This is a genomic window from Enterobacter cloacae complex sp. GF14B, from assembly GCF_004136805.1.
GTDB lineage: Bacteria > Pseudomonadota > Gammaproteobacteria > Enterobacterales > Enterobacteriaceae > Enterobacter > Enterobacter hormaechei_C.
The window spans coordinates 76,349-100,564 of sequence record NZ_QFRV01000008.1; the positions used below are offsets into that span (position 1 = coordinate 76,349).

Here is a 24,216-nt window from a genome sequence, read left to right on the forward strand (position 1 = left end):
CGCCAGAACGTGTGCTGACAGCGAAAACAATGTCGATTTCAACAGGACGATGCTATGCAAAATCAATTGCTGATTAATGGTGAACTGGTGGCCGGCGAAGGTGAGAAGCAGGCGGTTTATAATCCTGCCACGGGTGATGTGCTGCTGGAGATTGCTGAAGCGTCGGAAGCACAGGTGGACGCTGCCGTCCAGGCTGCCGATCGCGCGTTTACAGAGTGGGGACAAACGACGCCGAAAACGCGCGCCGAATGTCTGTTGAAACTGGCTGATGTGATAGAAGCCAACGCTGACGCGTTCGCAAATCTGGAATCCCTTAACTGCGGGAAACCGCTGCACTGTGTCCAGGGGGACGAGATCCCGGCCGTGGTCGATGTGTTTCGCTTCTTTGCCGGGGCCGCCCGCTGCCTGAACGGGCTGGCTGCCGGAGAATACCTCGAAGGACATACTTCGATGATCCGCCGCGACCCGGTTGGCGTTGTCGCCTCTATTGCGCCCTGGAACTATCCTCTGATGATGGCGGCGTGGAAGCTGGCGCCCGCGCTGGCGGCGGGAAACTGTGTCGTCATCAAGCCGTCTGAAATCACCCCGTTGACGGCGCTGAAGCTGGCGGAACTGGCGAAAGATATCTTCCCTCCAGGCGTGCTGAACGTGCTGTTTGGTCGCGGAAAAACCGTAGGAGATCCGCTGACCGGCCACGAAAAAGTCCGTATGGTTTCTCTCACCGGCTCTATTGCTACCGGAGAACATATTATCGGGCATACCGCATCTTCAGTTAAACGTACCCATATGGAATTGGGCGGAAAAGCGCCGGTCATTGTCTTTGACGATGCAGATTTGGATGCCGTGGTTGAAGGCGTGCGTACGTTTGGTTTCTACAATGCTGGTCAGGATTGTACCGCAGCCTGTCGTATCTATGCCCAGAAGGGGATTTACCCCGCGCTGGTCGAAAAGCTGGGCGCAGCCGTTGCCAGCCTGAAAATGGGCGCGCCGGACGATGCTTCAACCGAGCTGGGCCCGCTCAGCTCCGCAGCGCATCTTTCCCGCGTTTGTGCTGCCGTGGACGAGGCCAAAACCCTTGGACATATCCGCGTCGTCACCGGTGGCAGTAAAAAAGAGGGGGCAGGATATTACTTCCAGCCAACGCTGCTGGCCGGGGCGAAGCAGGAAGATGCGATCGTCCAGCGAGAAGTGTTTGGCCCGGTGGTCAGCGTGACAGAATTTGAGGATGAAGCGCAGGTGCTGAACTGGGCTAACGATTCGCAATACGGCCTGGCCTCGTCCGTCTGGACAAAAGACGTCGGACGCGCCCATCGCCTCAGCGCACGGTTGCAGTATGGCTGCACCTGGGTCAATACCCATTTTATGCTGGTGAGCGAAATGCCGCACGGCGGGATGAAGTTATCCGGTTACGGAAAAGATATGTCGGTCTACGGACTTGAGGATTACACGGTAGTCCGACATGTCATGTTTAAACACTAAACCCTCATGCCCGGCGCAGTGCCGGGCGATTCAGCTTACCAGCCACATACCTCGTGTTCATTTTCCGTATCGTAGGCGCGAACGGTGTTCACCAGATCCTTCACGACATCTGCCGCGACGTCCGGGATCAACAGCTCCATTGGCGCTTCTGTTTCATAATCCACTGACACGCCGTTGCTGTTGTTGGTGACGGTCACAGTATAGGTAGCCTTACCCATTATTTACTCCTTATGCGTGTTGACCACTTTACCGATGCCCGCACCGCTGAGCGTGACGGCAGGATCCGCGAAAAAGTCGATATTAAAATAGGTGTCGTCGGTCAGAAGCTCAATGCGGTGCCATTTTTGCGGTGGGGAGATGCCAAAAGAACCGGCCTCAATGACCACTTCCAGATCGGGCTCGGTGGCGTCGCCATCGGCAAAGCCAAAGTAACGCACCGCACCCTGCATGACGGACAACCGACCGTACACGCCGGCTTTGGTGTTGTGATGGGTAAAAAGCGCTTTTGGGGCGGTCTCTTTATTCCAGAACGGCGTCGAGCGGGTATGAACAAAGTTTTCAGGAATACGTAACATCATAGTTTCCTTCATGTTGGCGGGTGCTTAAAGGGACTTAAGCACCTCAGGTTCAACAAAGAATTCAATATTGAACAGGGTGTCGTCGGTCATCACCTCAATGTGGTGCCATCTCTCTGGCGGGAAAACGCCGAAACGACCCGCTTCAATGACGAGCTCGCTGTCAGGCTCAGAGGTAAATTCATCAGCATAGCCCAGATAACGCACTGCGCCACGCATCACCGACAGGCGAGGGTAAACGCCCGGACGCGTGCCCGTATCAAGGTGACGTTTAAAAATGCCGGCGGGGGCCGTTTCTTTGTTCCAGAAAGGCGTGGAACGGGTGTGAATGCAACTCTGCGGAATGCGTAGCATGTTTCCTCCCTTAAAAGCCTGCTGTTATTAAACTGCTTTCTGAGGGGATGGATTTATCAAAAAGTGCATTTAATTTGCATGTTATCAATAATAACCGTTTTGCTTTACCCGGCGTTGTTACACAAGGTACTCAGTTGTTATTATCCATAGTATTTAAGTGGTTATGATGTAACGAAAAAACTTGATCTGTGTCAACATATGACGCATATTGCGTGCGGTTATTTTTCGGCTCAGGTAAACAGAATGACGTTGTATCAAAAGATGTTGGTGTTCTACGCAATCATGGCCTCCATCTGCGCATTAATCACCTGGTTCCTGTCTAAAGATCGTAAACGTATTCGCCTGTTGAGCGCATTCCTGGTGGGATCTACCTGGCCGATGAGCTTTCCTGTTGCCCTGTTGATCTCTCTTTTCTGAAGCACGCTTCCAGAATCAGCATCCAGACATAGCATTCCATACATTGAGGCTGTATAAATATACAGTCTGTCATACATGGAGTGCTTATGAACAGTTTCTATTCGCAGCAAGCAGGCTGCACTGTGCGCTGGCAGGATCTTCCCGGTTTCGGTGACCCGGTTGTGTTTATCCACGGGTTGGGCTGTGCATCGTCGTATGAATATCCTCGTATTGTCTGTGATACCCGTTTCGGGGGGCGCAGAGCCATTCTGATCGATCTTCCCGGTAGCGGTTACAGTGACAAACCTGACATCTACCGTTATCGCACGAGCGAACAGGCGCAGGTGGTGGTTGAACTGTTAAACCATCTCGGCCTGGATAGTCTATGGCTCTATGGTCATAGCATGGGGGGGAGTATCGCGATCGAAACGGCAACGCTGTTAACGTCGCGCGTTAAGGGCCTGATAGTGTCTGAACCCAATTTTCATGCGGGTGGCGGGATGTTCAGCCGGGCAATTGCGGCCCAAACGGAACAACATTTTCTGGCTCAGGGCTATGATGACATGCTGCGGGCGGAAACGTCGCCGTGGGCTGGAAGCCTTCAAAGTAATGCCCCCTGGGCCGTCTGGCGCGGCGCAACAAGCCTGGTCGAGGGCGTTAAACCTGACTGGGAACACCTGTTCTTGTCATTGCGCTGCCCGGTAATGTTAGTTTTTGGTGAGCGATCCCTGCCTGATGACGATTTTAATCGTCTGCAACAAAACGGCGTTGCTGTAAAAATTATCCCTGATGCGGGCCATTCAATGTCCTGGGAAAACCCGTCAGCGTTGGCTCAGGCTTTGTCTGGCTTCATAAACGGCTCATGAATGGGCAGCCCGCATTGTTGCGGGCTGGAATGATTAAGACAGCAAGGCAGACAAGGCTTTCCGTGCCGCAGGCTGAACGTCATACGGACACTGATAATCCACGTTCTCAATCGCGCGGGTGTAGAGCGCAACCAACCAGTCATAGACATAGGCTGTCGCCGCATGGACAGGCTGCTCGCCAAGTCGGGTAAGACGGGGTGAGGCGCTGCTCACAACGGGCGTCACAAAAATTGGCTCACCTTTGCGGATCCGGCTTGCAGGCCGTTCAGAGACGGGTGTCAGTTCATAGCCAAGCCAGCTAATGAAATTGCCTGTCGCGGCATGCAGCTGCGCGGCGCTGCTTTTATCTTTTTCTGCAATGCGTTGCAGTTGCAGCGGCAGATCCAGCCGGTAGCTGGTAACGATCAGCACATCCGCAATCTGCTGTAGTACCTCTGCGTCCAGGCCCAGACGGGCAGCCGCCGCGTCGTTGCGACTCCACTGACGAAGATGGTTAACCCACACGTTATGGGCCAGCCGCGCTTTGTCTTTGGTCTGCAACGCGCCTGGATTTTCCTGCGTCTCTTCCGCAAACAGATCGATAACATCGTTAAACAGGCCGTTGACCTGTTCCTCACGAGGCTGGTGGACGGTCAGCAGCGTCTCAAACGCGTTTAACGGCGGCAGAAGCCCCTCAAGCAGTTCACCATGACGAGCGGCACTGCCTTGCAGCGTTCGGACCATTTTTTCGGCCATTGCCCGCCCTGCGCCTGGCTCCTGAGTGAGAGGCGCGACATATGGGCGCATCAGCGTTGACAGCGACTCTTGTAACAGCCTTTTCAGCGCGCGGAGACGCTTCTGGCGCTGTGCCGGCAGGGTAGCCTGCGACAGCCACTCAATCACTCGCTGCATGCTGTGGCTATCGAGCGCCTGAAGCGTGCCCCAGCGCAGACCCGGCTGGCCCAGCAATTGCTGCACCGCTTCGTCCAGATTCTGCTTTGTGGTAAACCGCGCATCATGAGGGGTAATGGCCCAGACCAGCCCCGGCAACGCGGATTCTTCAACCGGCTGCGTCTCTTTGACCCAGTTTTGCAAGAGCCTTGCCGTTTTCGCGGTCTGCTGGTGGTGCGCCGTTGCATTGCAGATAACCAGGACATCTGGCTGAATGTGCTGACGATAATGCTCCAGCAACCACAGGCATTTTGCCTGCATCATCAGCGGCGTGTTTTCCTCAGAAATGGCCGGAATATCAATGACGTCAACGTTATCCAGCACGCAGTTCTCAACGGGCAGCACCACTTCGCGGGTCAGAGATGCCAGTACATCAACGGGCAGGCTAATGGCGTTAAGCAGCTCGCCGTTTTTTACCGGATGAAGCAGTGTTTCCTGTGCTTCCGGCACGGTAAACGCCCTGTGAGTAAGAAAGCCTTCGCAGGGTAGACCAAAGCTGTCCACCAGCAGACTCAACGGCGCCGCAAGTGCGCTGGCATGGCTGGTTTGATGCAGCACCTGGGCGAATTTAAGCCACTGCTGGGTTAACTCCTGCTGCTCACCCCACAGCAGAGACCAGACGCTGGCGCGGGTGCTGAGATCAAGCGACGGAACCAGCAGAGCAAACTGGTGCCACAGGGCATCATCAATATGCTGCTTAGCGCCGGGTACTACGCTTTGCCAGAACCGGGCTATGGTCGCGACTTCCCGCGCCGTCATTCCCGGCACGCTCTGCGGTTGACGCAGCGCCCGCCACTTCTCAAGCCGTGCTTCAATCACCGATTTATCCACCGCGCGGATCTGTGGATCCAGCGTGGTGCGCGCGATAAACAGCTGCACCAGCTCGGCCTCCGTTACCAGGCGCAGGCGCAGGGGAAACGCGTCGTCTGCGACCTCGCGGGACGCTCTGCTGAAACGCACGGCCATGTTGGTCGGTGCATGCCCGGGGTTAATATGCGAGAAGTAATCAAACGTGCGTTGACCCGGCGTAACGTTCAGCCGTTCGTCCCCGCTGCCGCACAGGGCAGCCAGCAGGTGCGCTTTCGCGGCCTGCGAGTGGCCATATAGGCCGATACTGCCCTGGCTGACAAGGGCGCGATCGAGCGCCTCTTCACGCGCGCTTACTGCGTTAAGGCGGGCAAGCAGGGCGTCGGCTTCGTTATCCAGCATCGGGGCGTGCTGTCGCGTCTCGTTGATCCACCCGATTAAGGCCTGAGTGGTGGCAGTCGTCGCAGTCATTTGAGGTATACGCTCCCGCTGTCGATCCAGTAGTGGCTGCCGCTGTGTCGGCGATCGGCCAGAGTATTCAGTTTAAAGGTCAGGGCATCCGGCGGCACTGGCGTGCCGTCCTGTAGCCAGGCATCACTCAGCTCGAAAGATTCCGGACCTCCCTGCTTAGTGCCGCCACGCAGCTTCAGGCGCACGTTCAGTACGCCGTCGCCCGCAATGGCTTTCGCCAGCTCGGCAGAGTTGATGCTCAGGGTATAGAGCGGCGTCGCGGGCCAGCGGGCATTGGCCAGCTGCCGGAAGCCGAGCGTAACGTTGCCGCGCAGCGGGAAGTGCAGACGGGCGTCCAGTTTCGCGCCGGGTTTATCGAGGTCGATATCGTGATACCAGACGTTCTCGTCCCGCAGGGTATTGATCGTGTTATCCAGCACGCCCAGATAGCGCACCGTAGAGTACGCGCCGATATCCGCTGCTTTAAAGTTAAAGCGCGGCAGACGAAGATCCAGCGCCAGGCTACAGAGCATCGCTCCCACCGCAGCGGTGGATTTCGGGTTGCCGATCCGTCCCTGCTGGCTGAACGGATACCATTCATGAACCTGGTATTTATCCAGCCAGACGATGCGGTTGACGGGCACCGGTTGCAGGTGGCGAATCAGGGCCTGAACGCCCGGCAGACAGCCCGGCCGTCCCGTGATCAGCAGGATATCGCAGCTGTAGTGAGAGATCGCCTCACATACCGCATGAAGCGGGGCGGCAAGCGTGAACTGACCCGCCAGCATGGCGTCCCGCATCTCCCGAAAGCTGACGTGCAGCGGTACGCTGAACAGATCAAAGTGTTCTGAGCCGGCAGGCAACGCATGGTCAATCGCCTGCTGGAGATAATTCATCACGTTGCGCGTCGGTTTTTGCGTAAGCAGGTCGCCAAAGGTGGCATGCAGCCCGGCCAGCGGATCGTCAACATCGCTCGATTCCCACGCCGCCAGGATCGCGTGACCTATCGGCATAAAAAGCTGAAGCGCCGTCTGCTGGCGCAGGACCGCCTGGGTATCGATCCGCCCGGAATCACCGAACAGGGATGCCATCAGTTGGGAGGCATCGGCTATGCCGGATTTCTGAAGCTGGGTTTGCAGCGCGGGCAGAACGTAGCGCTGGATCACGTCCAGCAGCGTATCATCGCCAGCGACCTTGAACCCTTCGCGGAACAGCAGCTGCGGGGTGATTTTGACGTTATTTCCGGAACCATCATCTAACTGATAGTGCGTGATGGCCATATCCGTCGTGCCGCCGCCGATATCAATCGAGGCCACGCGCAGCGCACGCCCCGGCAGGACGCCAGGCTCAGGCGCGCGATCCGGACGGGCGAGGGAGGCGAAAAAGGCCTCGGTCTGGCCACCGAAATGGGAAATGGCTTCGTTATACAGCCACACCAGCTGGCCGCAGCTGGCCTCGTCCCACTCCATCTGGATCTCAGGGACCGGCACCACGCTTTTTTCCTGCTGCTTGCGGCTGGCAAAATCTTCATCCTGCGGGTGCCAGCCCATCGCTTTCCAGACGATGGCGATGGCTTCGAACATGCGGCGACGGAAAATCTCGCGCTCCTGTTTCGGCATTGCCGAAGGCAGGGTGAGGATCAGCGTCCGCAGCTGGCGGGGAGAGGCCGGGAAGCCGAGCCGCAAGCGGGTGGCCACGCTGTTAATCTGGCCAAGCGCCTGAGCCAGCAGCTCGCAGAGCATGTGCGTCATCAGGGTGCTGCGGCTGTACTGCGGAGAGAACACCGGCAGACGCTCATCCTGCGGCAGCGTAAAGAGTGGTTCCCCGTCGTCGTTCATCAGGTTCATCAGCGGAAACGCAGTTGCCAGCGGTTCGCGCTGGGTTTTGCTGTTCATCTGGCTAAAGCGCCAGTCCTGCACTACCGGCGTCTCGTCCCACAGATAGCGACGCGGGCTGGAAATTCCACTGTTGCCTTCCGTGCCCAGACGCTGCATTGCCAGCTTACGCGCTTCATCACCCACGCGGACAATGGACGGCCAGACGAATGCATCCTCCCGGCCGCTTTCCACCGAGAAGTGCTGCTTGCCAAAACGCGCTTCGGAAAATTCAAGACGGCTGGTAAACAGCGGCTCATTCAGGAACTGTGGCTCACTCAGAGATCGTACCTGAAGTTCAGCCGCCTGGCGCAGGCCGTCGTTGGCATCACCATGATCTTCAATAATCACGCCGCAGGTGTGGGTGTTGCCTACGTCAAGGATCAGATCGACAGGAATAGCAGGGGTGCTCAGGGTATGGGTGACAAACTTCACTTCCGGCACGGTGAGTTGTTCCCCGAGCATGGAGAGCAGGTTGAGCCAGTGTGCCTGATATTCAAAGCTGCGCATGGCCTGATGCAGCTCCCGCTCGGAGCGTTTTTCAACCCCGTCGGCAAATTGCGTAAAGGCTTCGCGCAGCCAGCCGTCAATCCAGGTCTGGTCAAGGAAACTCTCAACCTCACTGTCGCGCCAGGCGAGCGCGAAACGCGTGCCGTTAAGGATATCGTTTTCAACCGGCGACAGCGCAGACGTCGCATGCTCTGCAATCTGGCTGTCGAGCGCGACGGTGACCCGGTGCGTATTGCCAGCCGCGTCGGGCGTGGAAAGCTTTCGTACCTGGACGCGTGCCCAGTTATCCGGGCCATCAACAAACGTCCGCGGCGGGTTAAAGCGCAGGAAAGGGAGCGGCAGCCAGACGCCGTCCAGCACGTTCAGGGAGTTACGCAGTGGAATGGTGCTTTCAGGCTTGACCACTTCCGGCTGCCCGCCATCGGTGGCAGGCAGCGTGTACCGGCCGTTAACCAGATCAAAATCCAGGCGCAACAGCGGGCCATTTGCCGTTTTACGCACGAAACGCCCGTTGCTGGCGGTGTCCTGCGGAGTCAGGCCAAAATCGAGAAACTGCACGCCGCTGTTAGCAATCAGCGTCACGCTCTGTTTATAGTCGCAAAGATTAACCAGCATAGGATCAGACACCTGCTTTCTTGAACGTCAGAGGAACGATGGTGTTGGCATCGTAACGTGCGGTGCATTCCGCCACGTCGCTGGCACCTGCCTTACAGGTCACTTCCGGCATCGGATAGCGTGAACCGTCGGTGCAACGAGCGTTTCCGCGCGTTTTGATCAACAGCTCGCCGTTGCTGTGTAATCCGGAAAAGACGTCTACCCGGCAGACAATGTTGTCGCCATGCACAACCCGGGCGAAACCTTTATTGTTCTGGATCTGGTAGCGCAGCGACGGCGGTTTGCCGGTGAGCGGATCCTGCACATCGAGAAACGCGCGCCAGGTGCCATTCAGGAAGCGCGTTAACCCCGCTTTGACCTGGTTTGCCTCCATCACCATCGCATCTTTCGGTATCGCGGTAATGACCACTGGTTCGGCTGCCGGTGCAGGCGTTTTCACCTTCGGCTCTACCACTTCGGCCTGGTGCAGCGGGAGTTTCAGCTCAAGCGGCTCGACCGTCTTTACGGGGGCCGGAGCAATGGCGACAGGCACTGGCGCTGGTGTGGCAACAGGCGCTGCGGTCGGGGCCTGTTTTGGCCAAAGCAGCGGGGTGGCAATGGCCGCAATAATGACGGCGGCAACCGGCAGCAACCACAGGGGGGAGCGACGTTTTTTCTGCATGGCCGCCGGTGCGGGCTCTGGCGGCGCGGCGTTCATGCGCACCGGCTCTGGCGTATACAGTTCATCTTCGGTGATACGGACGGAAGCCACAGGCGTGATAAGCGGCGCGTCGGCCTGCTCAAAGGTCACTACCGGGGCCGGTTCTTGCTCCTGTTCAGGTTCAGGCTCGTTAATCACCACTGGCTCAGGTTCAGGGACCAACGATTCGCGCAGGCAGTCCAGCACGTCGTCGCGCGCGTTCTCGTTAAGATTGACGAAACCCCAGAAGCAGATCACCGGTTTGCCATCCACCAGGAAAACAAAGTTTTCACCGGGAAACTGAAAGGCTTTTGAGAGCAGAGAGCCAAACAGTTGCTGCGCCGTTTTCGGTGACTGAAGGCATTTTTTACTCAGCGACTCCACGCTGGCGAGCGTGTTTTCCAGATAGCGTAGGGCGCGATAACGATCATCTTCATCCGCCGCCTTCCAGCTGGAGACGGTTCCCTCAACCGGGGAGTACCAGTCAACGCGATCGCCGCCGTCGTAGACCTGGGGGATGGCCAGACAATCGACGATAGCCTGTTGTTTGCGCAACCGAAGCGCTTCGCGGATTTGCAGCGCTGATTCAAAAACGGCCTGTCCGCCGCCACCAACGGCCTGAAAATCATCCAGATTACCGCTGCGTAAAAGTGTTTTTGCCACGATTTGGTCCTGTAGACTTCTTCACGCCATTACTTTAACGAAACAGCTAAGCAAGCAAACGGCGGAGGAGACGATAAAAGGGACGATTTCTTGCGGCATTGATCGTGATGGTTGTGCTTGACGAATAATGAACCTTAAGGCAAATCGGTTTCTGCGGGGTGATGCTAAAACCAGCGAAATGTACGGCTTTAGAATAACCTGATAGTGATTCGTTATTTGTCAGGCCAATACGTCTGTGCTGTTATTACTGTTCACTATAATAAAACCGAAAGGGTAATAACCATGTCTACAGGGAAAACCGTGCTCGCCCTCGCGCTGAGCGCGCTGCTACCGGCAAGCGCCGCATGGGCGGCAAATAAAGACACCATTATCTACTGCTCCGAGGCGTCGCCGGAGTCGTTTAACCCGCAGATCGCCAGCTCTGGACCTTCGTTTGTCGCCAGCTCGCAAACGCTGTATAACCGTCTGATTAACTTCGACCCGGTAAAAAACACGCCGGTGCCTTCTCTGGCCGAGTCGTGGACCATTTCGCCAGACGGCAAAACATACACATTTACCCTGCGTAAAGGGGTAAAATTCAACAGCAATAAATACTTCAAACCTACCCGTGATTTTAACGCTGATGACGTTATTTTCTCCGTTATGCGTCAGAAAGACCCTAAGCATCCCTATCACAATGTTTCCCAGGGTAATTACGAATACTTTAATGACGTGGGCCTCGACAAGCTCATTCAGGATGTGAAAAAGATCGACGATTATCACGTCCAGTTCACGCTGAGCGAACCCAACGCGGCGTTCCTGGCCGACTGGGGAATGGACTTCGCCTCGATCCTCTCTGCCGAGTACGCGGACGCGATGTTGAAAAAGGGGACACCTGAAAATGTGGACACCTGGCCAATCGGCACCGGCCCGTATGTGCTTCAGCAGTACAAGGTGGATTCGCTGATCCGCTACGTCGCCAATCCGAACTACTGGGACGGTGAGGTGCCGACCAAACACCTGATCTTCTCCATCACGCCAAACGTTGAGACGCGTCTGGCGAAGCTGCAAACGAACGAGTGTCAGATCATTCCTGCGCCGTCGCCGGTGCAGTTTGAAGCGATCAAGAAAAACAAAGACCTGACCCTGCACTCGGTGGATGCGCTGAACGTGGGGTACCTGGCGTTCAACACGGAGAAAAAACCGTTTGATAACGTGCTGGTGCGCCAGGCTCTGAATTACGCGACGGACAAAAAGGCCATTGTGAACGCGGTCTTTATGGGGTCTGGTACGGTCGCTAAATCGCCGATCCCGCCGAACATGCTCGGCTTTAATAAAGACCTGAAGGATTACGGCTACGATCCGGAAAAAGCGAAAGCGCTGCTGAAGCAGGCGGGTCTGGAAAAGGGCGCGGAAGTGACCCTCTGGTCCATGCCGGTTCAGCGTCCGTACAACCCGAACTCGCGACGCATTGCGGAGATGATCCAGGCTGACTGGGCGAAAGTGGGTGTGAAGGCGAAAATCGTCTCTTACGAGTGGGGTGAGTACCTTTCCGGCATGCGCAAAGGCGAGCATGATTCCGCGCTGTTCGGCTGGATGTCTGATAACGGCGATCCGGACAACTTCGCCGATGTGCTGCTGGGTTGTAACAGCATCAAAACCGGATCTAACGCCGCGCGCTGGTGTGATAAGGGGTATGATGAGCTGGTGCAAAAGGCCAAACTGACCAGCAACCCGGACGAACGTGCGAAGCTGTATGGACAGGCACAGGAGATTTTCTATCAGCAGGCACCGTGGATTGCGTTAGCTAACGGCAAAACGTTCTATGCGACCCGCAGCAACGTGACCGGGTACAGCGTGAGTCTGATGGGCAGTGACTTCTCGAAAGCGAAGCTGAACTGATCGTATTCTTGCCGGGTGGCGGCTATGCCTTACCCGGCCTACAGTTAGCACCCGTAGGCCGGGGAAGCGTAGCGTCACCCGGCACGTGATAAGGAGTGACAATGTCACATTTAAACAAAGTTATCGCCCGCGTCGATGCCACCATCGAAGAGAGCGTGATTACCCACATGAACGAACTGCTGATCGAATTAAGCGACGATGCAGAGCTCAGCCGTGAAGATCGTTATACCCAGCAGCAGCGCCTGCGTACCGCGATTGCGCATCATGGCAAGCAACATAAAGAAGAGGCGGAGGCACGCCATGCCCACCTCACGCAGGGTGGGACTATCCTGTAAGGGTTAAAACTGGCGCCGTGCCACCAGCCAGGCGCCAACCACCAGCATCACTGCGCCGCAGACCGGGCCAACCAGCGCGCGCAGGGGAACGCCGTTGCTCTTGAGGATGTCCATCACCAGACCGCCAATCAGCTGGCTTGCCACCAGTACGGCAATGGTCGTTGCCGCGCCCACATTCTGATATCCGCTAATACTGGCAAAGACAAAAAATGACCCCAGCAGGCCGGGGATCAGCGTCCACCAGCGCACCGTTGACGCCAGTTCGTTAAACCCCGCCATGCCATTTTTCACCAGCAACATGCTGACAAACAACACAATCCCCACCAGCGAGTTCAGTAGCATGGCGATAAGAATGGTGGAAGAGGATTGCGTAATGCGCACCATAAGGGTGTTTTGTACCACCAGCCCAATCCCGGCGGCCACCAGAAATGCTAACGTCAACGATTGATTCATGGCAGAGCATCCGGATCGCTGCGCTCATCGAGCTGGAGTTGCATAAAGGTTAAATCCAGCCAGCGACCGAATTTGGTTCCTACCTGCGGCATATTTCCGGTGGTAATAAAGCCCAGGGTTTCATGCAGATGAATCGACGCCTGGTTCTGCGCCTCAATACCGGCAACCATCACATGTTTACCAATCTGGCGGGCTTCCTTAATTAATTCCGTCATTAGCAGTCGACCAATGCCTTTGCCATGATGATCGGGATGAACGTAAACCGAGTGCTCCACCGTATGGCGAAAACCGTCGAATGCTCGCCAGTCGCCAAATGAGGCGTATCCCGTCACTACACCTTCTTCTTCACTGACCAGCACCGGATAACCCAACAGCGTGCGCGCCTCAAACCATGCAATACGGTTATCGGTATCGACAGTTGTATCGTTCCAGATTGCGGCGGTGTGCAGCACCGCATGGTTATAAATTTCACCGATAGCGGCACAATCTTCTTTGCAGGCATGACGAACAATCATGGTTAACCTCTGGCTGTGTTGTTCACTATAGTAGTATGATTTTCTCACAATATTACACAGTTCATGTATTCCATCGCTACGACAAAATCCCTGTTTTTTTGTCACAAAACTGCCCCGAAAAACCATCCGTACACTATAGTATGACGTCATGAATACAATGACAGACAATATGAATCAACGCATTAGCGCCCGCATACGCCTTGAACGCGAGTCGCGTGGCTGGTCATTAAGCGAACTGGCCGAACGGGCAGGTATCTCACGCGCCATGATCCATAAGATTGAACGGGGTGACAGTAGCCCAACGGCGACGCTGCTTGCGCGGTTATCCGGTGCCTTCGGTATTAGCATGTCTACGCTCATTGCGCGCGCGGAAATGCAGGAGGGCAAACTGTTACGTCTGGCGAACCAGCCCGTCTGGCGCGATCCGCAAACCCACTATTTGCGTCGCCATGTGTCGCCGCGCACCGATATGCCTATCGACCTCGTCCAGGTGGAGCTACCCGCAGGCAGCGATGTGCCGATGCCCGCTTCCTCTTACGCGCTGGCGCGACAGCTGATTTGGTTGCAGGCAGGTGAACTGGTCTTTCTGGAGGGGGATACCCGCCATGAAATGAAGGCCGGAGATTGTCTGGAACTCGGGCCGCCGAACGACTGCCGGTTTATCAACGAAACGGATGAATCGTGCCTCTATCTGGTCGTGCGGCTTAATCAGTCCGGCTCATAATGCAAAGGCGATCCGCAGGATAACGTGCCAGACTTGAATGACATTTTCAGCAGTAAGGAGCGAAGAATGAATCAATCAACTACGCAAAACCGACGCTGGGTACTGGCTTCCCGTCCACACGGCGCGCCGGTTGCCGAAAATTTCCGCCTGGAAGAGCAGCCGATCCCCACGCCCGCAGAGGGACAGGTGTTATTACGCACCGTATGGCTCTCGCTTGATCCGTACATGCGGGGCCGTATGAGCGATGCGCCATCCTATTCACCTCCTGTCGAGATTGGTGCGGTGATGGTGGGCGGCACGGTAAGCCGCGTCGAGACCTCCCGCCATCCGGATTATAAAGAGGGTGAATGGGTGCTGGGTTACAGCGGCTGGCAGGAGTATGAACTGTCCGACGGGCAGGGGCTGGTGAAGCTGGGTGAAAACCCGTCGCATCCTTCATGGGCACTCGGCGTGCTCGGGATGCCGGGCTTCACCGCGTATATGGGGCTGCTCGATATCGGCCAGCCTCAGGCAGGAGAAACCCTCGTCGTGGCGGCGGCCACGGGGCCGGTTGGCGCAACGGTGGGGCAGATCGGAAAAATCAAAGGGTGCCGGGTCATCGGCGTGGCTGGCGGGGAGGAGAAATGCCGTCATGCGGTCGACGTGCTCGGTTTCGACGCCTGTCTGGATCACCATGCGGATGATTTTGCCGAACAGCTGGCGAAAGCCTGCCCGCAGGGCATTGACGTGTATTATGAAAACGTCGGCGGTAAAGTCTTTGACGCCGTGCTGCCGCTCCTGAATACCTCCGCGCGCGTGCCGGTTTGCGGACTGGTCAGCGGCTACAACGCGACCAACCTGCCGGAGGGGCCGGATCGCTTGCCGCTGCTGATGGGGACCATCCTGAAAAAACGCATCCGCATGCAGGGCTTTATCATCGCTCAGGACTATGGTCATCGTATCGGCGAGTTCCAGCAGGAAATGGGACGCTGGGTGCAGGAAGGCAAAATTCACTATCGCGAGCAGGTCACCGAAGGGCTGAACGCGGCGCCGGAGGCGCTGATTGGGCTGCTGGAAGGGAAAAACTTCGGCAAGGTCGTGATCCGCGTGGCGGCGGACTAAACAGAGCATCGGTTATGGCGGGCAAAGTCCGCCATAATTATTTGTGAAGATACGATATATTGTCTTTAATTAATCCATAAGCATTGCGCGCCATCGGCCCAGCTGAGCCAGAAGTGGTAAACGTAATAGTAATTGAACAATTTTTATTTTAACGCGCGCCCTTCATACCAGGCATGACGATACAGGATATATCAAACCGGCGATGTTTTTTTAAACAGTCGCTGAAAATGGCATTTTGTTTTGGCTACGGGAATTAAACATGCTTGATTTGGAAAACCTGGAAAAAGCACAAAGAATCAGTCTGACGATGCAAGTTGAGAACAGTTTAAAGGGAGCGTTAATTACGGGCTCATTAAAACCTGGGGCTCGACTCATCACGAAAGAGATTGCGGATAAATTAGGCACCAGCATCACACCAGTGCGCGAAGCCCTGCTGCGTCTGGTGTCGGCAGGCGCATTACAGGCCACGCCTGCTCAGGCGTTTTTGGTGCCAGAGGTTACGCTGGAGCGTTATAACGAAATTAACGCCATCCGAAAACAGCTTGAGCCGATGGCCGTTGCGGCGGCATGTCAGAATATGACCGAGACCAAACTGGGTGCATTACGCGCGCTGTCAGATAACTTCAGCACCGCCATGCATCAGGGCGACGTGCAGAAAGCGATCCATGCCAACCGCGTGTTCCGGTTTACGCTCTATCAGTATGCCGAAATGCCGACCCTGAACTCGCTGATTGAGCAGCTATGGGTACGGATTGGTCCGTGTATCAACTACCTGCACGAAGAGATGAAAGATATCCCTGCCACGACTTACCATTATGCCGATCTGCTTTCTGCGCTTGAGCAAAGGGACGTGACGGCCAGTCGGGAAGCGATCGACCGAGCCATTGATGAAGCCAATATCCTCCTGCAACGGCAATACTACAGTTAAGGATCGCACTGGCGCACTTATTTTTTTATTCGTTTTAAACTTCCCTGAGTATATTCCCGGCGCTTAAGGCTACCGGGAATGATGTTATTTTTTTACCGGCAACGTGCGCTGCCGGAAAATGTTTTACTCAAAGCGATAAGAGACCGACAGGCCCACGCCATAGTTACGGCCAGGGGCGGGTTCGTAATAGCGATTGTAGCCGGCGTTTACAATCTCTGAACCGACGTACTCTTTATCGAACAGGTTATCGACGCGACCAAAGATGTCCATTCCCCATTTGCCGTAATTGAGTTTATACCCGGTATTCAGACCGACCACGGTATAAGAGGGCGCTTTGGCGGTATTGGTGTCGTTTGCCATCACGTCGCTCATGTAGCGGGCATCTGCCCCCGCGTACCAGCCTTCCTCAGGCTCCCAGCCAAACGACGCATACCCCATATTACGGGCAATCCCCGGCATTCGGTTGCCGCTACAATCTGCTTTATCGCAGACGTTGGTACGGTAGGTCGCATCGAGATAGGTCCACGCCATTTTCAGCTTCCAGTTTTCGGCAAACTGCTGGTCAAGCGCAATTTCCACACCCTGACGGCGCGTTTTCCCCGCATTTTTGTAGGTAGTGCGACCATCTTTGTTTTCGTCCACTACGATCTCGTTGTCGGTATCCGTGCGGAACAGCGCCGCCGTCAGGATGCCATTGCCGATGCGGGTTTTGCTGCCAATCTCATAGGTGTTGTTGGTTGACGGTTGCAGGTTGATATTGAGGCCGCCTTTGCCATCAGAACGGTATGAGAGTTCGTTGATGGTAGGGGTCTCAAATCCCCGTCCCGCCGCGGCATACAGGTTCCAGGCGTCGGTCACGGCGTATTTCACCGCACCAGCCGGGAGCCATTTATGGTAGCTGGCGTCACCGCTGTCATCGCCGTTTTGAGGGGTAATGTAATGATCGTTGGAGTCAAACCAGACGGAGCTGTAACGCACGCCCGCCTCAACGGACAGCTTTTGCGTGAGCTGCCATTGGGTTTGCAGGTAGGGATCAAGGTTCCACATCAGGTTACGTTCGTCACGGCGTTTGTTACCCTTCACGCCAAAATCCGGCACGCCGTTGTTCATCACGAAGTTTTCATACCCGCGGCGATTTTCACTCATATTTTCGTAGTTCAGGCCGGTGGTAAACGTTACCGGCACCAGAAGCTCACCGCGGTGGGTCCAGCGGGTATCAATACCCTGATAGTGGCGCTGCATATCAATTACGCCACCCGAATGCGCAGGATTTTCAGTCTGCGCGGTATCCGGAATGGACTGGTACTGGGTCATTTCACGCTCACCGGCGTACATCATCACGCTGAGGTCGTCCTGTTCGCTCAACTGACGGTCGTAGCGGATCCCGGCCTGGGTCTGCTTAATGGTTTTACGCGTGTTGTACTGATCGCCACGGGGTGACTGGCGTGGGTTGTTCTGCCACTCCTGATAACTCAGTCCGCCCGGATCGTTGGCTTTCATGTCGACGCTGTTAAAAATCAGCGTTAGCTTGCTGACATCATCAATGCGTACGCCCAGTTTCGCATTGGCGAGGTTTTTCCGTGCGCCGCTGTGGTCGCGATAGCCATGGGTGGTGAAGCGGGTTGTGGATACCGCATAGTCCACATCCCCCGCCTGAGTCCCGTCGCCCACCGCACCGGTGGCCTTCATGCCGTAACGCCAGGTGCCGTAACTGCCGTAATAGCTGCTGGCTTCAATTGTGGCTGGCTGTTGTCCGGTCTGGGTGTTGATGTTGATTACGCCGCCGGAGGCATTGCCGTACAGGGCAGAGAAGGGGCCGCGCAGCACGTCGACGCTCTCAATGCTGTTGAGGTCTATGTTTGACGTCTGCCCCTGGCCGTCGGGCATGGTTGCCGGAATGCCGTCCACGTACATGCGGATCCCGCGTACGCCGAAGGTTGAACGCGCGCCGAATCCGCGAACGGAAAGTTGCAGATCCTGAGCATAGTTCTGGCGGTTCTGGATTTGCAGGCCAGGCACGCTCCCAAGGGATTCAGAAAGGTTGATGCGCGGTGTGGCATGTCGCATATCCTCGCCGCTCACCACGCTGACTGCGGCCGGGGTGTCCAGTTCGGAGACAGTTTGCGGCGTGGCGCTGACGATCAGGGTCTGTTCATCCGCGGCCATCGCACTCAGCGGGCCAAAAATGACGGGAGCGAACAGCAGGGGTAGTGATGCCTTGCGGGCAGTAATAATTTTCATGGAGTAAACCGGTTAAGAAAAATTCGAACCAAATCAACTGGAACCTGTGTATATATGTTAAATCCTTTGTAAATGTTATGAAAACTATAACCGCACATTTCGTGAATGTAAGGCTTTGAAGGAAAGAAATACTCCACATTCAACTGATTAATGATTACTATTCTCATTAAAATAACGGCAAAGCGATGACTTTGCCCACCGGAAGTGATGTCAGCGGTAAATCTCCTCATTTAAAAAGGAATTGTTATGTCTTTACGTCATCTGTGCTCGCCGCGCCTGCGTGGGTCTCTGCTGTTGGGCTCTTTACTGTTTGCCGGTACGTTCCAGGTTCATGCCGCTGAAGAGATGTTGCGCAAAGCGGTCGGCAAGGGCGCGTATGAAATGGCCGTCAGCCAGCAGGAAAACGCGCTGTGGGTTGCGACGTCACAAAGCCGCAAAACCGATAAGGGCGGCGTGGTTTATCGTCTGGATCCGGTCACGCTGGAAGTGACGCAGGCGATTCATAACGATCTCAAGCCGTTTGGCGCCACGATCGATAACGCCACCCAGACGCTGTGGTTCGGTAATACCGTCAACAGCGCCGTGACGGCGATTGACGCCAAAACGAGCGAGGTGAAAGGGCGCCTGGTGCTGGACGATCGCAAGCGTAGCGACACGGTGAAGCCGCTTCAGCCGCGCCAGCTGGTGGCCGATGACACGACCAATACGGTGTACATTACCGGCATCGGCAAGGAGAGTGTGATCTGGGTTGTTGATGGCGCAACGCTGAAGCTGAAGGACACTATCACGAACACCGGCACGTTCAGCACCGGACTGGCGCTGGATGCGAAGGCAAAACGCCTGTATACCACCAATGCGGACGGCGAGCTGGTGACCATTGATACGGCAACCAACAAAATCCTCAGCCGTAAAAAAGTGCAGGATGACGGAAAAGAGCACTTCTACCTGAACCTGAGCCTGGACACTGTCGGCCAGCGTGCGTTTGTGACGGATTCAAAACAGCCAGAAGTGCTGGTGGTGAATCTGAAAGATGGCAGCGTGATGCAGAAAATCGCCGCGCCAGAATCGCTGGCCGTACTGTTTAACCCGGCGCGTAACGAAGCCTATGTGACGCACCGCGAGGCGGGCAAGGTGAGCGTGATTGACGCCAAAACCTACAAAGTGACCAAGACCTACGATACCCCGGTTTACCCGAACAGCCTGGCGCTGTCCGCGGACGGTAAAACGCTGTACGTAACGGTGAAACAGAAATCAACCCGTCAGCAGGAAGCGACCCAGCCTGACGATGTGATTCGTATCGCGCTCTGATGTGGGATTTGCCCGGTGGTGGTGCGCTTACCGGGCATAAAAAAACCATGAAATGCAGGCCGGGTAAGGCGAAGCCGCCACCCGGCTTTTTTATTAACGCGACGTCTCTTCCACCAGCGGACCGTCCTGTTTGTCATCTCCAGGATGAACCGGTGCGGTACTGTGGATTTCATTCACGCGTTTACGAACGCCAAACCAGCCAGCAATCAACAGCACCGCCAGCAGCGGTATTGTGGCGATGGTGTAGGTACCGTTCGGGTAGTCGAAGGCCATCAGCACCAGCACGCTCAGCAGGAACAGCAGGGTAAGCCAGGAGGTCACCGGTGCGCCCGGCAGCTTGAAGCTGACGTCAGCCGCTTTTCCTTCTTTGATCGCTTTGCGCAGACGCATCTGACACACCACAATAAAGGCCCAGGAGGCAATAATGCCCAGTGCAGCGACGTTCAGCACGATCTCAAACACCTGAGACGGCACCAGATAGTTCAGGAACACGCCAAAGATATACACCACCAGAGTGGCCAGAATACCCGCGTAAGGCACCTGCTGCTTGCTCATCTTCGACATAAACTTCGGCGCAGAGCCCCCCATCGACATGGAGCGCAGGATACGGCCCGTCGAATAGAGTCCGGAGTTCAGGCTGGAGAGCGCGGCGGTCAGTACCACGATGTTCATGATGCTGCCCACGTACGGCACGCCCAGCTTAGAGAAGAAGGTTACAAACGGGCTTTGGCCCGCCTGGTATGCGTTCCACGGCAGCAGCAGAACCAGTAGCACCACGGAGCCCACATAGAACAGGCCGATACGCCAGATCACGCTGTTGATGGCTTTTGGCACCATCGTCTGCGGATCTTTGCATTCACCTGCCGCCGTACCGACCAGTTCGATGGAGGCAAAGGCGAACACCACCCCCTGCACCAGAACCAGCGCTGGCAGCAGGCCGTGCGGGAAGAAACCACCGTTATCGGTAATCAGGTGGAAGCCGGTTGCGTTACCGTCCAGCGGTTTACCGGTGCCGAGGAATACGGTACCGACCACCAGGAAGATCACAATGGCCAGCACCTTAACCAGCGCGAACCAGAACTCCATTTCGGCGAACCATTTCACGCCGATCATGTTCATGGTCCCGACAATTGCCAGCGCTCCGAGGGCGAACACCCACTGCGGCACATCGCCAAACGCGCCCCAGTAGTGCATATACAGCGCAACGGCGGTGATATCGACAATACCGGTCATTGCCCAGTTAACGAAGTACATCCAGCCCGCGACATACGCGGCTTTTTCACCAAGAAACTCGCGGGCGTAAGAGACAAAGCTGCCGCTGGAAGGGCGGTGGAGTACCAGTTCGCCGAGGGCACGAAGGATGAAGAAAGAGAAGATCCCGCACACCAGATAGACCAGGGCGAGAGCGGGGCCAGCCATTTGCAGACGTGCGCCTGCACCTAAAAACAGACCTGTACCGATAGCGCCGCCGATGGCGATCATCTGCACCTGACGGTTGCCCATCGCCTTGTGATAGCCCTCTTCATGAGAGTTCAACCAGCGACGTTTCGCAGCATGATGATCGGCTGCGCTTTTATTGCTTGTTTTCATTGAGTTACCTGTTTGCCTGTCTGAACCATTAACGTGATAGTCCTGCCTGGCAGATGCCGAAACAAACGATTGCTTCTGCGCAGACACATGCTGCCTTTCCAGTCATTCTGTGTATGGATAAGGCAAAACATGGCGAGGCATCCTACCCGCAATTGATAAGCGACGCAAAATATAACCGTGCCGAAAGTGATGCACGTCGAAGGAAATCGTGTGGTCAGAGCAGACGGGGATCACAACGCGCTGAATCGTGGCGTTTTTTTAGGCAAAAAGGTCTGCGAATGCTGATTTAATCATCAGGTTTACTTAATAGTTACTTATAGGTAGAGACTATGTATGCCGCAGGGCTGCAATAAGTAATGCAAAGGCGGTAGTGTGCTGGCGGCGGCTCGGATAATACAGATGGTATCCCGTAAAAGCCGGACACCAGGCTTCAAGCACACCCACTAACCGGCCCTTAGCAAGGGCGTCCTGAACCGCATCTTGCGGAACATACGCCAGCCCCAGACCGTTTTCGGCGGCATCGATGCGCTGCGGCAGGCTGTTTAGGATCAGCTGGCCGTCAACCCGCACGCGCAGCTCACGTCCGTCCCGTTCAAATTCCCAGGCATATAATCCGCCGCGTGTGGGCAGGCGCATATTAATGCAGCGGTGCTGATCGAGCTGCTCCGGCGTTTTCGGTATGCCGAAACGTTGCAAATACTCTGCTGACCCGACAACCGCCATGCGCATGTCCGGCGCAATACGTACCGCAATCATATCTTTCGCCACCTGCTCACCCAGACGCACCCCCGCGTCAAAGCGGCCATCGACAATATCAGTCAGCCCATTGTCCACCGTGACTTCAACGTTGATGTCAGGATACTGCGCCATAAAGGGTTTAAGCACAGGCCACAGCACCTTAGACATGGCGTGTTCCCCGGCGTTAAGGCGAATATTCCCGGCAGGTCTGTCGCGGGTATCACGCAACGCGGTGAGTTCCTGCTCGATCTCCAGCAGATGGGGGCTTAAGCGCCTAAAGAGTTGCTCGCCGGCCTCGGTAGGGGCCACGCTACGGGTGGTGCGGGTTAACAGACGGACTTCCAGCCTCGCTTCCAGCTTGCGCATTGCGTGGCTGAGTGCCGACTGAGATACCCCAAGCTGCGCCGCGGCGCGGGTAAAGCTGCGCTCCCGGGCGACGACCATAAAGGAAAGCAGATCGTTGAAGTTGTCTTTTAACATGGCGGCTTACTCGATTTATGAATTGAACTCATGGTTCCTTTCTGATTATGCACTCTAATGCTCCCCATGGCTTTACGCTACTGTTAACGCAACAGCAAACGAGGAGTAAATCATGAAAATTATCCGTAGCGGTTCGTTACCTTCCGTTCAGGGTCCAGAGGCCTGGTTTACCGGCAGCGTGCGCATTGACGCGCCTTTCCAGGCGACTGAACCGGCAAAAGTCGGTGGCGCGACCGTCACCTTTGAACCCGGCGCACGTACCGCCTGGCATACGCATCCTCTTGGACAAACGCTGATCGTGACGCAGGGGCGCGGCTGGTTACAGGAGTGGGGGAAAGAGGCGGAACCGCTGAATCAGGGGGATATCGCCTGGATCCCACCCGGCGTGAAGCACTGGCACGGCGCAAGCGCGCAGACGGCGATGACCCATATCGCCATCGCAGAAGCGGTCGACGGGAGTCCGGTGGCGTGGCTGGAGAAGGTCACCGACGAGCAGTATCCGAACGAGTAGTCTGGCGTTTCGTAAACAAATTATTAACGTTATGATTCGATCCGTTTTCTTCAGCATTTGCAGGCGGAACGGTGAAAATCAATATCATAGGTACCAGCGGAAGTGGGAAAAGCACGTTTGGCAGGCGAATCGCGGAGGCGCTGGCTATCCCTTACATTGAGATGGACAGGCTTTACTGGCGAGCGAACTGGCAGGGAACACCGGACGATGAGTTTCTTGCAACCCTGGAAAAAGCGCTCGCCGCCTCGCCTGACTGGGTCCTGGACGGGAATTACAACCGCACACGCGACGTTAAGTGGCGCGACGTCGATCTGGTGGTGTGGATAGATCGTGGGTTTATCCGCACGCTCTGGCAAGTGGTGACGCGGGCCTCCAGACGCGCCTGGCACAAACAGGAGCTCTGGCCCGGCACGGGGAACCGCGAAAGCTTTCGTCGGTCGTTCCTTAGCAAGGACTCTATTATCATCTGGACGATCAAAACCTGGCGCAGCAACCGCAAACGCTATCAAGCGGATATGCAAAACCCGCAGTACAAACACATTCGCTTTCTCCGCATTACCCGACGGCAGGATGCCGAAAGACTCATTGCCTCGCTTAAATCACGCCGATGACAGACTCTCTATTGCCGTTTTCCGGCAATCCAAATGTAAATTAATTGTTTCTCAGAGGTGAAATCCGCCTTTAATAATGACGACATGTTAAGTCAAACGAGAACGCAACATGTCATGGCGAATCAGCATTCTGGATAAAAGCCCCGTCGCAGAACACGAAACAGCCGCCGATGCGCTGGCGCGAACCTTAGCACTGGCGCAGCAGGCAGAAACGCTGGGTTATCACCGCTTCTGGATTGCCGAACACCACAATACCCCGCAGCTTGCCAGCCCCTCGCCGGAGCTGCTTATTGCCTGGATCCTCGGGCAAACAAAGCGTATTCGCGTGGGCTCAGGCGGCGTCATGCTGCAACATTACAGCCCCTACAAAGTCGCCGAAAATTTTAACGTACTGGCCGCCATTGCGCCGGGCCGGGTTGATCTGGGCGTTGGCAAAGCGCCCGGCGGTCTGCCGCTCTCTACCCGCGCCTTGCAGTACGGCCTAAATCCGCAGGAGAAAGGCAGCTTTGCGGACCAACTGACGCAGCTTGATCGCTGGATCCGCCCTGAAAATCAGTCAGCGGAGGAGGACGTTCGTGCCACGCCGCTGCCGCCGGTGCCTG

At 56.0% G+C, this 24,216-nt stretch carries 23 protein-coding genes; 12 read left to right on the plus strand and 11 right to left on the minus strand.

Annotated elements, in window-relative coordinates:
* Positions 1–54 precede the first annotated feature (54 nt).
* Positions 55–1,479 (plus strand): aminobutyraldehyde dehydrogenase, encoded by a 1,425-nt coding sequence (patD, locus tag DD606_RS04815; RefSeq protein WP_023314212.1) that lies wholly within the window; start codon positions 55–57, stop codon positions 1,477–1,479.
* A gap of 35 nt (positions 1,480–1,514) precedes the next feature.
* Here patD and DD606_RS04820 read toward each other — a convergent pair whose 3' ends face one another.
* The 3 genes from DD606_RS04820 to DD606_RS04830 are packed head-to-tail and all read right to left on the minus strand — an operon-like array spanning position 1,515 to position 2,408.
* Positions 1,515–1,697: a DUF1869 domain-containing protein gene (locus tag DD606_RS04820; protein WP_003856955.1), complete on the minus strand. Its 183-nt coding sequence runs from the start codon at positions 1,695–1,697 to the stop codon at positions 1,515–1,517.
* Between the two features lie 3 nt (positions 1,698–1,700).
* Entirely contained in the window at positions 1,701–2,054 is a 354-nt protein-coding gene (locus tag DD606_RS04825; protein ID WP_003856958.1) for a DUF1971 domain-containing protein, read from the minus strand.
* A 27-nt stretch (positions 2,055–2,081) separates the two neighbouring features.
* Positions 2,082–2,408 carry a DUF1971 domain-containing protein gene (locus DD606_RS04830; protein WP_023303799.1) on the minus strand — a complete coding sequence of 109 codons (327 nt, stop codon included), beginning with the start codon at positions 2,406–2,408 and terminating at the stop codon, positions 2,082–2,084.
* A gap of 243 nt (positions 2,409–2,651) precedes the next feature.
* Here DD606_RS04830 and DD606_RS04835 point away from each other — a divergent pair, with 243 nt between their 5' ends.
* Positions 2,652–2,825: a GhoT/OrtT family toxin gene (locus tag DD606_RS04835; RefSeq protein WP_003856960.1), complete on the plus strand. Its 174-nt coding sequence runs from the start codon at positions 2,652–2,654 to the stop codon at positions 2,823–2,825.
* Positions 2,826–2,911: 86 nt separating this feature from the next.
* A complete protein-coding gene (locus DD606_RS04840; protein ID WP_032658563.1) occupies positions 2,912–3,670 on the plus strand; it encodes an alpha/beta fold hydrolase in 759 nt (252 codons plus the stop codon).
* A gap of 33 nt (positions 3,671–3,703) precedes the next feature.
* Here the strand turns inward: DD606_RS04840 and DD606_RS04845 are convergent, their stop codons facing one another.
* Genes DD606_RS04845 through DD606_RS04855 form a run of 3 tightly spaced genes read right to left on the minus strand, consistent with a single transcriptional unit; the run spans position 3,704 to position 10,198 of the window.
* Positions 3,704–5,878, minus strand: coding sequence for a virulence factor SrfC family protein (locus tag DD606_RS04845; protein ID WP_063401978.1), 2,175 nt, complete (start codon positions 5,876–5,878; stop codon positions 3,704–3,706).
* Complete coding sequence (locus DD606_RS04850; RefSeq protein WP_129258326.1) at positions 5,875–8,856, minus strand: virulence factor SrfB; 2,982 nt, start codon at positions 8,854–8,856, stop codon at positions 5,875–5,877. Before DD606_RS04850 ends, DD606_RS04845 begins: the two co-directional genes overlap by 4 nt.
* 4 nt (positions 8,857–8,860) lie before the next feature.
* Positions 8,861–10,198, minus strand: a complete 1,338-nt coding sequence (locus DD606_RS04855; protein WP_023324697.1) for an SrfA family protein — start codon at positions 10,196–10,198, stop codon at positions 8,861–8,863.
* 282 nt (positions 10,199–10,480) lie between these two features.
* Between DD606_RS04855 and DD606_RS04860 the strand changes: the two genes are divergently transcribed.
* Positions 10,481–12,079 (plus strand): ABC transporter substrate-binding protein, encoded by a 1,599-nt coding sequence (locus DD606_RS04860; RefSeq protein WP_003856968.1) that lies wholly within the window; start codon positions 10,481–10,483, stop codon positions 12,077–12,079.
* 101 nt (positions 12,080–12,180) lie between these two features.
* Positions 12,181–12,414, plus strand: a complete 234-nt coding sequence (locus DD606_RS04865) for a YdcY family protein (protein WP_003856971.1) — start codon at positions 12,181–12,183, stop codon at positions 12,412–12,414.
* Between the two features lie 3 nt (positions 12,415–12,417).
* Here DD606_RS04865 and DD606_RS04870 read toward each other — a convergent pair whose 3' ends face one another.
* Together DD606_RS04870 and DD606_RS04875 are read right to left on the minus strand one after the other, a co-directional pair.
* Positions 12,418–12,867 carry a DMT family transporter gene (locus DD606_RS04870; protein WP_003856973.1) on the minus strand — a complete coding sequence of 150 codons (450 nt, stop codon included), beginning with the start codon at positions 12,865–12,867 and terminating at the stop codon, positions 12,418–12,420.
* On the minus strand, positions 12,864–13,382 hold the full coding sequence (locus tag DD606_RS04875; RefSeq protein ID WP_129258328.1) for a GNAT family N-acetyltransferase: 519 nt from the start codon (positions 13,380–13,382) through the stop codon (positions 12,864–12,866). Before DD606_RS04875 ends, DD606_RS04870 begins: the two co-directional genes overlap by 4 nt.
* A 148-nt stretch (positions 13,383–13,530) precedes the next feature.
* Between DD606_RS04875 and DD606_RS04880 the strand changes: the two genes are divergently transcribed.
* From DD606_RS04880 to DD606_RS04890, 3 genes are all read left to right on the plus strand, one after another.
* Entirely contained in the window at positions 13,531–14,106 is a 576-nt protein-coding gene (locus DD606_RS04880) for a helix-turn-helix domain-containing protein (RefSeq protein WP_003856978.1), read from the plus strand.
* Between the two features lie 66 nt (positions 14,107–14,172).
* Positions 14,173–15,207, plus strand: a complete 1,035-nt coding sequence (locus tag DD606_RS04885) for an NADP-dependent oxidoreductase (protein ID WP_109948785.1) — start codon at positions 14,173–14,175, stop codon at positions 15,205–15,207.
* 259 nt (positions 15,208–15,466) lie between these two features.
* A complete protein-coding gene (locus DD606_RS04890; protein ID WP_032658540.1) occupies positions 15,467–16,135 on the plus strand; it encodes a GntR family transcriptional regulator in 669 nt (222 codons plus the stop codon).
* A gap of 123 nt (positions 16,136–16,258) precedes the next feature.
* Here the strand turns inward: DD606_RS04890 and pqqU are convergent, their stop codons facing one another.
* On the minus strand, positions 16,259–18,376 hold the full coding sequence (gene pqqU, locus DD606_RS04895) for a TonB-dependent receptor PqqU (protein WP_023314203.1): 2,118 nt from the start codon (positions 18,374–18,376) through the stop codon (positions 16,259–16,261).
* 246 nt (positions 18,377–18,622) lie between these two features.
* Between pqqU and DD606_RS04900 the strand changes: the two genes are divergently transcribed.
* Entirely contained in the window at positions 18,623–19,684 is a 1,062-nt protein-coding gene (locus tag DD606_RS04900) for a YncE family protein (protein ID WP_023324693.1), read from the plus strand.
* A gap of 93 nt (positions 19,685–19,777) precedes the next feature.
* Here the strand turns inward: DD606_RS04900 and ansP are convergent, their stop codons facing one another.
* Together ansP and DD606_RS04910 are read right to left on the minus strand one after the other, a co-directional pair.
* Complete coding sequence (ansP, locus tag DD606_RS04905) at positions 19,778–21,274, minus strand: L-asparagine permease (RefSeq protein ID WP_022648235.1); 1,497 nt, start codon at positions 21,272–21,274, stop codon at positions 19,778–19,780.
* Between the two features lie 327 nt (positions 21,275–21,601).
* Positions 21,602–22,492 (minus strand): LysR family transcriptional regulator, encoded by an 891-nt coding sequence (locus DD606_RS04910; RefSeq protein ID WP_063855028.1) that lies wholly within the window; start codon positions 22,490–22,492, stop codon positions 21,602–21,604.
* 112 nt (positions 22,493–22,604) lie between these two features.
* Here DD606_RS04910 and DD606_RS04915 point away from each other — a divergent pair, with 112 nt between their 5' ends.
* From DD606_RS04915 to DD606_RS04925, 3 genes are all read left to right on the plus strand, one after another.
* Positions 22,605–23,003, plus strand: coding sequence for a cupin domain-containing protein (locus DD606_RS04915; RefSeq protein WP_023314200.1), 399 nt, complete (start codon positions 22,605–22,607; stop codon positions 23,001–23,003).
* A gap of 71 nt (positions 23,004–23,074) precedes the next feature.
* Positions 23,075–23,614 (plus strand): shikimate kinase, encoded by a 540-nt coding sequence (locus tag DD606_RS04920; RefSeq protein WP_129258330.1) that lies wholly within the window; start codon positions 23,075–23,077, stop codon positions 23,612–23,614.
* 109 nt (positions 23,615–23,723) lie between these two features.
* A partial coding sequence (locus DD606_RS04925; protein WP_129258332.1) for an MsnO8 family LLM class oxidoreductase occupies positions 23,724–24,216 on the plus strand: 493 nt, incomplete at its 3' end.

What these genes read in the sequence shown, in the direction of transcription:
- patD (WP_023314212.1), top strand. Translation starts at nt 55, where the DNA reads ATGCAAAATCAATTGCTGATTAATGGTGAACTGGTGGCCGGCGAAGGT.
- DD606_RS04820 (WP_003856955.1), bottom strand. Translation starts at nt 1,697, where the DNA reads ATGGGTAAGGCTACCTATACTGTGACCGTCACCAACAACAGCAACGGC.
- DD606_RS04825 (WP_003856958.1), bottom strand. Translation starts at nt 2,054, where the DNA reads ATGTTACGTATTCCTGAAAACTTTGTTCATACCCGCTCGACGCCGTTC.
- DD606_RS04830 (WP_023303799.1), bottom strand. Translation starts at nt 2,408, where the DNA reads ATGCTACGCATTCCGCAGAGTTGCATTCACACCCGTTCCACGCCTTTC.
- DD606_RS04835 (WP_003856960.1), top strand. Translation starts at nt 2,652, where the DNA reads ATGACGTTGTATCAAAAGATGTTGGTGTTCTACGCAATCATGGCCTCC.
- DD606_RS04840 (WP_032658563.1), top strand. Translation starts at nt 2,912, where the DNA reads ATGAACAGTTTCTATTCGCAGCAAGCAGGCTGCACTGTGCGCTGGCAG.
- DD606_RS04845 (WP_063401978.1), bottom strand. Translation starts at nt 5,878, where the DNA reads ATGACTGCGACGACTGCCACCACTCAGGCCTTAATCGGGTGGATCAAC.
- DD606_RS04850 (WP_129258326.1), bottom strand. Translation starts at nt 8,856, where the DNA reads ATGCTGGTTAATCTTTGCGACTATAAACAGAGCGTGACGCTGATTGCT.
- DD606_RS04860 (WP_003856968.1), top strand. Translation starts at nt 10,481, where the DNA reads ATGTCTACAGGGAAAACCGTGCTCGCCCTCGCGCTGAGCGCGCTGCTA.
- DD606_RS04865 (WP_003856971.1), top strand. Translation starts at nt 12,181, where the DNA reads ATGTCACATTTAAACAAAGTTATCGCCCGCGTCGATGCCACCATCGAA.
- DD606_RS04870 (WP_003856973.1), bottom strand. Translation starts at nt 12,867, where the DNA reads ATGAATCAATCGTTGACGTTAGCATTTCTGGTGGCCGCCGGGATTGGG.
- DD606_RS04875 (WP_129258328.1), bottom strand. Translation starts at nt 13,382, where the DNA reads ATGATTGTTCGTCATGCCTGCAAAGAAGATTGTGCCGCTATCGGTGAA.
- DD606_RS04880 (WP_003856978.1), top strand. Translation starts at nt 13,531, where the DNA reads ATGAATACAATGACAGACAATATGAATCAACGCATTAGCGCCCGCATA.
- DD606_RS04885 (WP_109948785.1), top strand. Translation starts at nt 14,173, where the DNA reads ATGAATCAATCAACTACGCAAAACCGACGCTGGGTACTGGCTTCCCGT.
- DD606_RS04890 (WP_032658540.1), top strand. Translation starts at nt 15,467, where the DNA reads ATGCTTGATTTGGAAAACCTGGAAAAAGCACAAAGAATCAGTCTGACG.
- pqqU (WP_023314203.1), bottom strand. Translation starts at nt 18,376, where the DNA reads ATGAAAATTATTACTGCCCGCAAGGCATCACTACCCCTGCTGTTCGCT.
- DD606_RS04900 (WP_023324693.1), top strand. Translation starts at nt 18,623, where the DNA reads ATGTCTTTACGTCATCTGTGCTCGCCGCGCCTGCGTGGGTCTCTGCTG.
- ansP (WP_022648235.1), bottom strand. Translation starts at nt 21,274, where the DNA reads ATGAAAACAAGCAATAAAAGCGCAGCCGATCATCATGCTGCGAAACGT.
- DD606_RS04910 (WP_063855028.1), bottom strand. Translation starts at nt 22,492, where the DNA reads ATGTTAAAAGACAACTTCAACGATCTGCTTTCCTTTATGGTCGTCGCC.
- DD606_RS04915 (WP_023314200.1), top strand. Translation starts at nt 22,605, where the DNA reads ATGAAAATTATCCGTAGCGGTTCGTTACCTTCCGTTCAGGGTCCAGAG.